Annotated in this window: 10 protein-coding genes; 8 read left to right on the forward strand and 2 right to left on the reverse strand. The window is 61.7% G+C overall.

The window, feature by feature from the left end; translation table 11 throughout:
- Positions 1-9 precede the first annotated feature (9 nt).
- Complete coding sequence (locus DT068_RS06865) at positions 10-1,491, forward strand: aldehyde dehydrogenase family protein (RefSeq protein WP_119389057.1); 1,482 nt, start codon at positions 10-12, stop codon at positions 1,489-1,491.
- Between the two features lie 517 nt (positions 1,492-2,008).
- Here DT068_RS06865 and DT068_RS06870 read toward each other — a convergent pair.
- Entirely contained in the window at positions 2,009-3,589 is a 1,581-nt protein-coding gene (locus DT068_RS06870) for a trimethylamine methyltransferase family protein (RefSeq protein WP_119389300.1), read from the reverse strand.
- A 218-nt stretch (positions 3,590-3,807) separates the two neighbouring features.
- On the opposite strand from DT068_RS06870, the gene gcvA reads away from it, so the two are divergent.
- Together gcvA and DT068_RS06880 are read left to right on the forward strand one after the other, a co-directional pair.
- Positions 3,808-4,722, forward strand: a complete 915-nt coding sequence (gene gcvA, locus DT068_RS06875) for a transcriptional regulator GcvA (protein WP_119389058.1) — start codon at positions 3,808-3,810, stop codon at positions 4,720-4,722.
- Positions 4,723-4,744: 22 nt separating this feature from the next.
- Positions 4,745-6,310: a trimethylamine methyltransferase family protein gene (locus tag DT068_RS06880; protein ID WP_119389059.1), complete on the forward strand. Its 1,566-nt coding sequence runs from the start codon at positions 4,745-4,747 to the stop codon at positions 6,308-6,310.
- Positions 6,311-6,435: 125 nt separating this feature from the next.
- On the opposite strand, the gene DT068_RS06885 is transcribed toward DT068_RS06880, so the two are convergent.
- Positions 6,436-7,038, reverse strand: coding sequence for an NADPH-dependent FMN reductase (locus DT068_RS06885; RefSeq protein ID WP_119389060.1), 603 nt, complete (start codon positions 7,036-7,038; stop codon positions 6,436-6,438).
- A 108-nt stretch (positions 7,039-7,146) separates the two neighbouring features.
- Between DT068_RS06885 and DT068_RS06890 the strand changes: the two genes are divergently transcribed.
- The 5 genes from DT068_RS06890 (at position 7,147) to DT068_RS06910 (ending at position 11,433) form a co-directional block, all read left to right on the forward strand.
- Positions 7,147-7,542: a winged helix-turn-helix transcriptional regulator gene (locus DT068_RS06890; RefSeq protein ID WP_119389301.1), complete on the forward strand. Its 396-nt coding sequence runs from the start codon at positions 7,147-7,149 to the stop codon at positions 7,540-7,542.
- An 82-nt stretch (positions 7,543-7,624) separates the two neighbouring features.
- Positions 7,625-8,542 (forward strand): pseudouridine-5'-phosphate glycosidase, encoded by a 918-nt coding sequence (locus DT068_RS06895; RefSeq protein ID WP_119389061.1) that lies wholly within the window; start codon positions 7,625-7,627, stop codon positions 8,540-8,542.
- The gene (locus DT068_RS06900; protein ID WP_119389062.1) at positions 8,539-10,089 is read left to right on the forward strand and encodes a trimethylamine methyltransferase family protein; all 1,551 of its coding nucleotides are present in this window, start codon (positions 8,539-8,541) and stop codon (positions 10,087-10,089) included. The genes DT068_RS06895 and DT068_RS06900 overlap by 4 nt, the downstream gene beginning before the upstream one ends.
- Positions 10,090-10,227: 138 nt before the next feature.
- Positions 10,228-11,103 carry a hypothetical protein gene (locus tag DT068_RS06905; RefSeq protein ID WP_119389063.1) on the forward strand — a complete coding sequence of 292 codons (876 nt, stop codon included), beginning with the start codon at positions 10,228-10,230 and terminating at the stop codon, positions 11,101-11,103.
- A gap of 18 nt (positions 11,104-11,121) precedes the next feature.
- Entirely contained in the window at positions 11,122-11,433 is a 312-nt protein-coding gene (locus DT068_RS06910; protein ID WP_119389064.1) for a hypothetical protein, read from the forward strand.
- Positions 11,434-11,758: the final 325 nt, after the last annotated feature.

Here is an 11,758-nt window from a genome sequence, read left to right on the forward strand (position 1 = left end):
GAGACCGATATGCAAAACACGACCGCTGACCAGGCTTCCCTTCAAATCGCACCGGCCAAGGGCATTTTCATCGACAATGAGTGGCGTCCCGCCTCCTCAGGAGCGGCAATCGATGTCTATGCTCCGGCTGAGGGAACCGTCTTCGCCCGGATCGCCGCCGGAAATGTCGCCGATATCGATCGGGCGGTGGCTGCCGCGAGACAAGCCTTCGAGAGCGGCAACTGGGGCCGTCTGACGGGCGTCGAGCGTGGCCGGCTTCTGGCCAGGCTTGGCCAGCTTGTCCTCGACCATATCGACGAACTCACCCTGATCGAAGCGCGTGACACCAGCAAGCCGATGAAGCAGGCGCGCGCCGACATCCTCGCCTGTGCGCGCTACTTCGAATTCTATGGTGGTGCGGCCGATAAGTTTCACGGCGAGACCATCCCCTTCCTCAACGGCTATTTTGTCGCCACCGAGCGTGAGCCGCATGGCGTGACCGGCCACATCATACCCTGGAACTACCCGGCACAGATGTTCGGGCGCTCACTGGCGCCGGCGCTGGCGATGGGAAATGCAACCGTCATGAAGCCTGCCGAAGATGCCTGCCTGACGCCGCTTCGCCTCTGCGAGCTGGCGGCGGAGGCGGGCTTTCCGGAAGGCGCCATCAATGTCGTGCCGGGGCTGGGCACGGAGGCCGGTGCCGCCCTTATCGCGCATAAGGGCGTGGATTTCCTGTCCTTCACCGGGAGTCCGGAAGTCGGCGTCCTCGTCCAGAGCGAAGCGGCGAGGAACCATATCGGTTGCACGCTCGAGCTCGGCGGCAAATCTCCGCAGATTGTCTTCGCCGATGTCGATCTCGACGCCGCCCTCCCGAGCCTCGTCAATGCGATCGTCCAGAATGCCGGCCAGACCTGCTCGGCGGGCGCGCGCTTACTGGTGGAGAAGGGCGGCTATGATCGCATCGTCACGGCGGTGGTCGAACGCTTCGCCAGGCTGAGGGCCGGCACACCCGAGATGGATCTCGATCTCGGCGCCCTCATCAGTCGACGGCAGCATGAGCGGGTCGAGAGATTCACCACCCGTGCCGCGGCTGACGCGATTCCACTGCTGGCGGAAGGCGGCATCGCAGAAGGTGTGCCCAGTGCCGGCTATTTTGTCACGCCCAAGCTGTTCGGCCCGGTGCCGCGATCGAATATCCTGGCGCGCGAGGAGGTGTTTGGCCCGGTTCTGTCGGTCATTCCCTTCGCGGATGAGGCTGATGCGATCGTCGCCGCGAATGGCACGGATTTCGGCCTAATTGCCGGTGTGTGGAGCCAGGATGGCAAGCGTGCCTTGCGTGTCGCCCGCAAGATCAAGGGCGGCCAAGTCTATATCAATGCCTATGGCGCCGGCGGCGGCATTGAATTGCCGTTTGGCGGTGTCAAAAAGTCTGGTCACGGCCGCGAAAAGGGCATGGCGGCACTGCATGATTTCACCACGCTGAAGACACTGGTTGTCAAACACGACTGAAGGGTTAGCGGTAGGCTAACCTCCATCTGGCAAGGATTTTAGCCGGCAAGGCTAATGACTCCAGTTGTCGAGGGGCACGACAAGTCAAAGACATCAGCTACTTAAGACCTATCGTGTGCCCAAAATGGGCAGCAGGAGAGTGTGCTTTTCGTGAAGAGGAGTGAACTCGTACTTCGAGAGCCGCTAGTGTCCTGAACCAGAAATTTCGCAAAATTATAGTGATTTCGCTTGGGTGTTATAGCGGCAGAGACTTCGCCCCAGAAAGATCCGTACCTGGGAGCACCAATCAAGCCAAACTTCAGATAAGATTTTCTCTTGCAATTGCGTACGTGTTCTGTATATGTTCTAGGTCAGGTCTGACTTAAGAGGAACACCATTTTCAACCACCGAATTTGAAATAACGAAACATCAACGAAGCGCTTCCCCTCGTTCTTTGACATCGTGAAACCTGCAAGTCCCGGAGAAATCACCCGAATTCCCCGCGACACGGCATGCCTGGAGCGTCCGGCCTTGCGGCTTACTTGAACCACCTCGGATCGCCCGGCCGCATCACCTCGCGCGGCAGCTTGATGTCGTGCCTGGCGCGGATGAGGTCGTCGATCGACTCCGGCATGTAGTCCGGATAATAGGTGGTGAGGATCTCCATCTTGCGCGCCGTGGCGCGCTCGACGATGTCGGGCCGGCCCGCCTCGTTCCATTCCTTGGGGCTCATGCGGTTGCCGAGCTGCGGATAGATATATTCCTTCTGCATGAGCGACAGCGTCTGGTCATGGCCCAGATAATGCCCCGGCCCCTCGATACAGACATTGGCGATGACATCGAGCGACAGCGTCTCGTCATTCACCTCGATGCCGCGCACATTGCGGTTGATCGAGCCCAGCATGTCATTGTCGATGAGCAGGCTTTCCAGGCAGAAGCCGAGCAGCGAGGCATGCATGCCGGCACTTTCATAGAGAAGGTTGATGCCGGTCATGGCCGACAGCGAGGCGGTGACGCCTTTCTCATAGCCCGCCTGCACGTCGGGCAGCTTCGAATCGCACATGCCGGCGGCCGAGCCGACGGTGAGGCGGTAGAAATGCCCCATTTGCGCGCAGGCCGCGGTGATCAAGGCCTGCTCCCCCGATCCGCCCGACATGGCGCCGGTGCGAAGGTCGGAGACGAAGGGCCATGGCCCCCAGATGGCGATGGCGCCCGGCTTGATGGCATTCACATAGGCAAGGCCCGCGAGGCATTCGGCGACCGCCTGCGCGACCGTTCCGGCAAGGGCTGCCGGCGCGGTGGCGCCCGCCTGGCCGGCCGAGAGCAGGAGCACCGGCATGCCGCCCCTGACCGCCACTTCGAGGCAGCGGCAGGCATCCTCGGCGAATTTCATCGGCGGCACGACGAAGCAGTTCGATTGCGAGATGAAGGGACGCGCCCGCCATTTCTCCTCGCCGCCCGCCACATAATGGAGAATCTCGAGGCATTCGGCGACATGCTCCGGCGCCACCATGCTGGTGCCGACATGCTTGGTCGTGCCCGCCATGCAGGCATACATGGTGTTGATGTCGAGATCATGCCCGGTAAGCATGTCGCGCGCCGTGATCGGGCGCTGGTAGAAATGGATATGCTCGCACTGGTCGACGATGCGGGCGCAGTCATAGAGATCGACGAGAACGGAATCGCGATAGGTCCGGGTCCCGACATCGACGACATGGACGGCGGCCCCCGCGGTGCCGAAATAGACCTTGTTGCCCCAGGGCTCCATGTCGTGCTTCGGGTCGCGGCCATGGAGCACGAAGTCGCGGGCACAGTTGGCCAGTGTGTCCTCGATGAGCGCCTTGGGCAGGCACAGCCTGCCATGCTCGTTCATGAAGGCGCCCTTGGCGGTCAGGACCTCGATGCAGGAGGGAATGGCCTGGCCGAGGCCGACCTTTTCGAGCAGCGTCAGTGCCGTCTCATGGATGCGCTCCATGTCGCGCTCGCGCAAAGGCCGGTACTGGCCGCCTTCCATGCCGGGGCGGACGGCCGCTTCCTCGCGCGGAATGGGGCGGGCTCTCAGCGCCTTGCGGGCCTCGCGTCCGCCGCGCCGCCGTGAAATGTCCTCGACTGCCGTCATCTGAAGCTCCTCGCGCCTGTCCCGGAAAACTGGATCACGCGCCAATTTCATTTCGGCGGAATGTGCTCCGTTCGCCCGGGAATCGTAAGCCTCAATCTTATCGGGCCACAGGTGAAAACAATTCACCACAATTCCGGCTTTGTTTCCGTTTGATCCACTTAACACCCATATTTTCAAGGTGTTATAGGAGCGGTCGCTGGATTTTCTGGTGAACTGACTTGCCCCGTCGCGACCTTCCCCCTTTACGCGCCCTCACCGCCTTCGAGGCCGCCGCCAGGCTCGGCTCCTTCCGGCTGGCCGCCGCCGAGCTCGGCATCACCCGTTCCGCCGTCAGCCACCAGGTCAAGGCGCTGGAGCAGCAGCTGGGCCTGCAGCTCTTCAAGCGCGATGCCAGGCGCGCCGAGCTCACCCAGGCCGGCCATGCCTATTTTCCCCCGGTGCGCGACGCCTTCGACCAGATCGAGGCGCAGACGCGCAATTTGCGTCCGATCGTCGCCGACAATGAGCTCACCATCCAGGTCTATGTGACGGTGGCGCTCAAATGGCTGATCCCGCGTTTGCATGATTTCGAGCGCCGCTATCCCGACATGAAAGTCAAATTGTCGACCGCCTATTTCGACTGGGATTTCGACGAGACCAATGTCGATTGCGGCATCGTGCTGGCGCGCAACCGGTCGCCCGGCCACAATTACCGCCCGCTCTTCCGCTCGCTCCTGACGCCGGTCTGCGCGCCCGATCTCATGAAGGGCGCCAATGCGCTGAAGACGCCGGCCGATCTCAAGAAGCACAAGCTGCTTTATGTCTATACCGCCGAGGAGGACTGGCGCCTGTGGCTCGAAGGGGCAGGGGTGAAGAATATCGAGCTCTCCGACCGGCTGGCTTTCGACAGCTATATCCTGGCCCAGGAAGCCGCGATCGACGGCAGGGGGCTCGCCATGACCATCGGCCCCTTCGCCACCGATGAGATCCGCATGGGCCGGCTCGTCCAGCCCTTCCCGTTGCTGGTGCCGCACCGGCACCGCTGGCAATTCGCCTGCAAGGCCGAGGACAAGCTCAAGCCCAAGATCAAGCGGTTCGAGGACTGGCTGGTCAAGCAGGTGGCGGCCGACCCCAATCTCGCGGCCTATCGCTGACATCACGACGGATCATCCGACCATGGAAAGCTCGCTCGAAACCTCAAGCTCCCCGCAGCGCCGCCGCCGGGAAGGCCGCCGTGGTGGAGACTCCGCCGCCCATGCCAGGGGCATCGCGCAATTGCCGCGCCGCAAGAGCCGGCGCCGCTTTCCCGCCATGGAGATCATCTCGGCCGATGAGGTTGAGGCCATCCACAATGCCTCGCTCACCGTGCTCGAAGATATCGGCATGGACTTCACGCTGCCCGAGGCGCGCGACCTCCTCGCCAGGGCCGGCGCCAGGATCGAGGGCGAGCGCGTGCGCTTCGACCGTCATATGGTCGAGGAGCTGATCGCCTCGGCGCCGCAGGACTTTATGTTCCACGCCCGCAACCCCGAGAACAGCTTCAAGGTGGGCGGGCGGGCCATGACCTTCGGCACCGTCGGCAGCCCGCCCAACAGCGCCGATCTCGACAATGGCAGGCGGGCCGGCAATCATGCCGACTATCGCAATTTCCTGAAGCTCGCCCAGTATTTCAACTGCATCGGCTTCATCTCGGGCTATCCGGTCGAGCCGATCGACCTGCATGCGTCGATCCGCCATCTCGAAGCCCTGCGCGACATGGCGGTACTGACCGACAAGCCCTTCCATGCCTATTCGCTGGGCAAGGAGCGCATCTGCGACGGCATCGAGATCGCCCGCATCGCGCGCGGCATCTCGCAGGAGCAGCTCGAGAAAGAGCCCTCGCTCTTCACCATCGTCAACACCAATTCGCCGCTCAAGCTCGATTCACCGATGTTGCGCGGCATCATGGAAATGTCGTCACGTAACCAGATCGTCTGCGTGACGCCCTTCACCCTCGCCGGCGCCATGGCGCCGGTCACCGTCGCGGGCGCGGTGGTCGAGCAGAATGCCGAGGCGCTGGCCGGAATGGCCTTCACCCAGCTGGTGCGCAAGGGCTCGCCTTTCATCTATGGCGGCTTCACCTCCAATGTCGACATGAAGTCGGGGGCGCCCGCTTTCGGCACGCCCGAATATATGAAAGCCTGCATTGTCGGCGGCCAGATGGCGCGCCGCTATAATGTGCCTTACCGCACCTCCAATACCTGTGCCGCCAATGCCGTCGACGCCCAGGCCGCCTATGAGAGCGTCTTCTCGCTCTGGGGCGTCACCATGGGCGGCGGCAATTTCATCATGCATGGCGCGGGGTGGCTGGAAGGCGGACTTGTCGCCAGCTTCGAGAAATTCGTCCTCGACTGCGACCTCATCCAGATGGTCATGGAGTTCCTCGAGCCGCTGGCGACGGACGAGGACGCGCTCGGCATCGAGGCCATTCGCGAAGTGGGGCCGGGCGGCCATTTCTTCGGCGCCGCCCATACGCTGGCGCGTTATGAGACGGCCTTCTATGCGCCGATGATCTCCGACTGGCGCAACAACCAGCAATGGCTCGCCGCCGGCAAGCCCGAGGCCTGGCAGAAGGCGAACCAGCTCTACAAGCAGGCGCTCGCCGATTATCGCGAGCCCGCCATGGACCAGGCGATCCGTGCCGAGCTCGACGAATTCGTCGAGCGCCGCAAGCGCGAAGGCGGCGCGCCGACCGATTTTTAGTCCGTCATTCCGGCGAAAGTGACGACCATTGACCGTCATTCCGGCGGAAGCCGGGACCCAATGACTAGAATCAGCCGGGCGGTGGTCCCGGCTTTCGCCGGGATGACAGAGTGGAGTGTGGGGCTCTACGCGGCGGCCCGTGCGTCCTCGCTGCGCGCGGCCTTGGTGGCCCTGGCCCACCAGGCAAGCTCGTCCAGCATCGCCTTGGCCGAGGGGAGGATGGCCTCTTCGACGGCCGAAATGGGCTGGTTGCCCATCATCGGATGGATCTTGGCGAATTCCGAGCCGCCGATATGGACGCCCGAGCGCGTCGGCACCATCTGCAATTCGACATTGATGAGGCGCAGATGCTCGACCGCGCGGGCCGCCCCGACGCTGCCATAGCCGATATAGCCGGCGGGCTTGCGCATCCATTCCTTGTAGGCCTGGTCGAGGGCGTTCTTGAGCGCGCCGGTGATCGAGCGGTTATATTCGGCGACAACGAAGATATAGCCGTCGAAAGTGCCGATCTTGTTCTGCCAGGCGACCGCCCTCGGGTCCTTGCTCGGCATCCACAGATTTGACGCCGGCTCGTTGAAGAAGGGGAGATCGAAGCTCTTGAGATCGACAAGCTCGACATCGAGATCAGGATGCCCCTTGGCCAGATCGAATATCCATTCGGCGGGTTTGGGCCCCAGACGGGTGTCGCGCGTCGAGCCGATAATGACGGCAATCTTGGCCTTGGACATAGACAGTCATCTCCATTTGTAATGATCTTGCGGTGCGGGAGCATGGACAATTGTGCTCTTGCAGCTATCTTTCAAGTAGGAAGGATTTTCTTGTATAGTATGGAAAACATGACTGACGAGCTCTGCAAGACGCATGCGAAGCTGCCCGAGCCGCCACCCGAGATCGAGGCGACGCTCGCGGTGCTGAGCGGCAAGTGGAAGATACTCATCCTGTGGCAGCTCATGCGCCGCGAATGCCGGTTCAACGAACTGCGCCGGGCGATCAGGGGCGTCAGCCAGCATATGCTGACCACGCAGTTGCGCGACCTTGAGCAGCACGGGATCATCAGCCGCACCGTCTTTCCGGAAGTGCCCCCCAGGGTCGAATATGCGCTGACCGAGCATGGCGAAAGCCTGAAGAGCGTCATCCGCGTCCTTGCCGGCTGGGGCCATGAGCATCTCAAGCGGCAAGGCACATCGCGACCTCTCCGCCGGCCGAAAACCGGGCAGCTGACAAAGCTGTGAAAGGCGGTCCTGAGTTGAATTGCCGTCACCCTTTTAGTTCAGGCCTGGGCATGATCTGCTCGGACAATGGCATTGAGGTCGCATGACTCAATTTCTCAACATCGCCCCCGAAGTTGTTGCAGCGATTCAAGAAAGACGGCCAGTGGTCGCGCTTGAATCGACCATCATCGCGCATGGCATGGCGTTTCCCCAGAATGCCGAAACGGCCTTCGCGGTGGAGAGCATCATCCGCGAGGAGGGGGCAGTGCCGGCGACGATCGCCGTCCGGGCCGGCAAGCTGAAGGTCGGCCTGTCGCAGACCGAGATCGAGACGCTTGCCCGCAACGGTGCCTCGATCACCAAGCTCTCGACCAGGGACCTGCCGCATGCGGTGGCCATGGGTCGCGACGGCGCCACGACGGTCGCCTCGACCATGCGGATCGCGGCACTGGCCGGGATCCGGATATTCGCCACCGGCGGCATTGGCGGCGTCCATCGCGGCGCCGCCACGAGCTTCGACATCTCGGCCGATCTCGGCGAGATGGCGCTCAGCAATGTCGCCGTCGTGACCGCCGGCGCCAAGGCCATCCTCGATCTTGGGCTCACCATCGAACGGCTGGAGACGCTGGGCGTTCCGGTCGTGGGCTATGGCACCGATGAATTCCCGGCCTTCTATTCGCGCTCGAGCGGCCTCAAATGCCCGATGCGGGTGGACCGGCCGGAAGAGATGGCGGCCCTGATGCAGGCCAAGTGGGAAATGGGCCTCAGGGGCGGCATCGTTGTCGCCAATCCGATCCCGGCCGATTTCGAGATCCCGGCAAGCGAGATCACGCCCCTCATCGAGAAGGCGGTCGAGGAGGCGCAGGCCGAGAAGATCGAGGGCAAGGATGTGACGCCGTTCCTCCTCGCCAGGCTTGCCCGCGCCACGGCCGGACGCTCGCTCGCCGCCAATATCGAGCTCGTCAAGAACAACGCATCTGTCGCCGCCCGGATCGCCCGGGCCTATTGGGAGACGGTATGACCCTCATCGACAACGAAGCCCGCCATCATTCGCGCGGTCGCGGCCGCAGGCCCGATGCCAAGCACGCGAAGATCCCGCAACTGCCCTTCGCCCAGCCGAAGCTGACGCTCGAGCCGTCGCGCATCCTCTCCGACGACCAGATCGAGACCATCCACAACCGCTCCCTCGATGTGCTCGAGGAAATCGGCATGGATGTGCTCAACAAGGAAGCGCGGGAGATCTATGGCAGGGCAGGGGCCAGGGTCGAGGGCGAGCGGGTGCGGATCGGGCGCGACATCGTCGAAGAAGCGCTGAAGACGCCGCCTGCCGAATTCACCTTCTATGCACGCAATCCGGCGCACAATATCCAGATCGGCGGCAAATGGATCGCTTTTGCCCCCGTCGGCGGCCCGCCCAACTGCTCCGATATGGACCGCGGCAGGAGGCCTGGCACGCTCGAGGACAATGCCAATTTCATCCGCCTGTCGCAGTTCTTCAATTGCATCCACACGGCGGGCGGCGGCTCGGTCGATGCGCTCGATGTCCACGCCTCGGTGCGCCATCTCCATATCATGCGCAACAAGGTCAGGCTTTCGGACAAGATCCTCTATACGATCTCGACCGGCCGCGCCCGGCTGTTCGACGGCATGGAGATCGCCCGTATCGCGCGCGGGCTGACCCGCGAGCAGTTCCTGAAGGAACCGTCCTGCTACACGGTCATCAACACCAATTCGCCGCTCAAGCTCGACGACCCGATGGGCATGGGCATCATCGAGATGGCGCGCCACAACCAGATGGTCGTCTGCACGCCCTTCACGCTCGCGGGCGCCATGGCGCCGGTGACGATTGCCGGCGCCATTGTCGAGCAGAATGCCGAAGCTCTGGCCGGTCTGGCGCTCTCCCAGCTCGCCAATCCGGGAGCGCCCTTCGTCTATGGCGGCTTCACCTCCAATGTCGACATGAAGTCGGGAGCGCCGGCCTTCGGCACGCCTGAATACATGAAGGCCTGCATCATGGGCGGGCAACTGGCGCGCCGCTACAGACTGCCCTATCGGACCTCCAACACCAATGCGGCCAACATGGTCGATGCCCAGGCCGCCTATGAGAGCGTCTTCTCTTTGTGGGGCGCCATCATGGGCGGCGGCAATATCATCCAGCATGCGGCCGGCTGGATGGAAGGCGGTCTCGTCGCCTCCTACGAGAAATTCGCCCTCGATGCCGACCTCCTGCAGATGGTGATGGAATTCCTGAAGCCCCTCGATTTCTCCGAGGATGCGCTGGGTCTCGATGCCATGCGTGAAGTGGGGCCGGGCGGCCATTTCTTCGGCGCCCAGCACACGCTGGCCCGCTATTCGTCGGCCTTCTATTCGCCGATCATTTCCGACTGGCGCAATTACAGCCAGTGGCAGGCTTCCGGCAGCCCGCAGGCCTGGCAGAGGGCCAATGAAGTGTGGAAGCGCGCGCTCGCCGAATATCAGCAGCCGCCGCTCGATCCCGCCATCGCCGAGGAGATCGACGCCTTCGTCGCCAAGCGCGAGCAGGAAGGCGGCGAGAAGACGGATTTCTAGGAATTGTCAAATAACTCAAGTGTTTGACGTGTGAAACCGCGACCGAAGCAGTGCCCGATGTCATTGTTGCAGTAATTATCTGATTGCGCTCACCCCAAGTATTGTGCTTACCTAAGGGAAGGTCTGGGGAGGCCTCCAATGAAACAAGTTTCTATTCTGCTGATTATTGCAGCGTTTCTCGCTGCCTGTTCGTCATCTCCGACTCTCGAGCAGTCGGCCGAGTTCGGAAAATCAGCCAGCACGGTGGCGAACGCGTATGCCAGCGCGCAGCAGACTGAAGTCGATCTGATAAAAGTTGCAAACGTCGAGTCCGGAGCATGCGATTATCTCAGGGATGCTCGGCTGATGTTTCCGGTTCGCCAGCCGGATAAGTCATCCGCGGCGATCAAGGAGCAGGTTCTCTTTCTCAAAGCGGTTGAGGAGTATGCAACGGCCCTTTCGCAGGCGGTGGATCCAGCGGGCGTGAAAAAGCTCGAGGCAGCAGGCGATGGCTTCGCGGTATCGGCGGCGGGCTTTGTTGAGAAGAGTGCAGCCTCGCAAGGGGGAGCAGTCTCGCCCGTTGTTGCGCCGGCGATCAAGACAACCACCTCCATTGGTATCAGGTTGTTTGACTATGGATTGCGCCGTCGGGTGCGCGAAGTGGTCGAGAAAACAGACAACGTGCTCAAAGCCGGGGCGATCAAACTGATACAGGACGTAGAGAAGAATAAGAGCGCGCTGAACACGCGGTATGCCGCCTGGCTGGAGCGCAAGCAATGCACGCTGAACCGGCTGCGCGAGATGCCGACGACTGGTGCAGAGCTTTATCACGAATATGTGGATGCGAATGGAGCCGCGGAGCAATTTCAAAGCCGGATAAAGGTACTTGACCGGACAGGAGAGATCCTGGGTAAGCTGCTCGACGCTCACTACGCCCTTCTCTCTGACGATATCGATCTGAAAGCCACTCTTGCGGAATTTCGCAAGCTAGCCGGCGAACTCGATCTACTTCGCACCGCTATTGCCAAAGCATGAGCAATTTGGAGGAAGACCATGGCCACTCGCAGTGAGGCCGCCAACAAAATACATAAAGCCATCGTCAAGCTTCTGCTTGCCTACGACAAGGCAAAAAGCAGTGACAAAACCAACATTTCGAAGAGTCTAACGGGACTCTATGCTGAGCACGCGAAAATTACCGGACAGCCGAATTTGCTGGGGGAGTCCTATGCTGCATTGACGGCTCAATTCAAGGCATCTGCAGGTGCGCTCAACCGCGTCAAGGAACGGAGAGAGCAAATTGCAAATGCTCTCGTGACGGCAGATGAGATCTTTAAGGCTCTCTCGGCGGTCTTGGTTTTTCTCTGAACTGAAACTCGCCTCGATCTCTGGGTATGGGAGATAGACGGCCCGATCCGCCTCCGTTTGTTACTCGACTGCTCGGGATCTAGGGCGTCCGGCCGTCTGTGCCAATGACGCACGGAAGCGGACTTAGGCCCAATATCGGGGGTCCCATCGCTGCTCTTGACGATGGAATGTGGCATTTCGCACAGAATGCCGGACCTCGCATCGGTTATGAATCCAATGACTGCTGAAAGTTACGAGTCCCCACCAAGCGGATGTGTCTCAAAAAGACACAGATGAGTGTGGGCGCTTTGCAACAATTGGCATATTCAAACCGCGTGAGCGCCTC

The organism is Taklimakanibacter lacteus, assembly GCA_003576695.1.
Classification (GTDB): domain Bacteria; phylum Pseudomonadota; class Alphaproteobacteria; order Rhizobiales; family Aestuariivirgaceae; genus Taklimakanibacter; species Taklimakanibacter lacteus.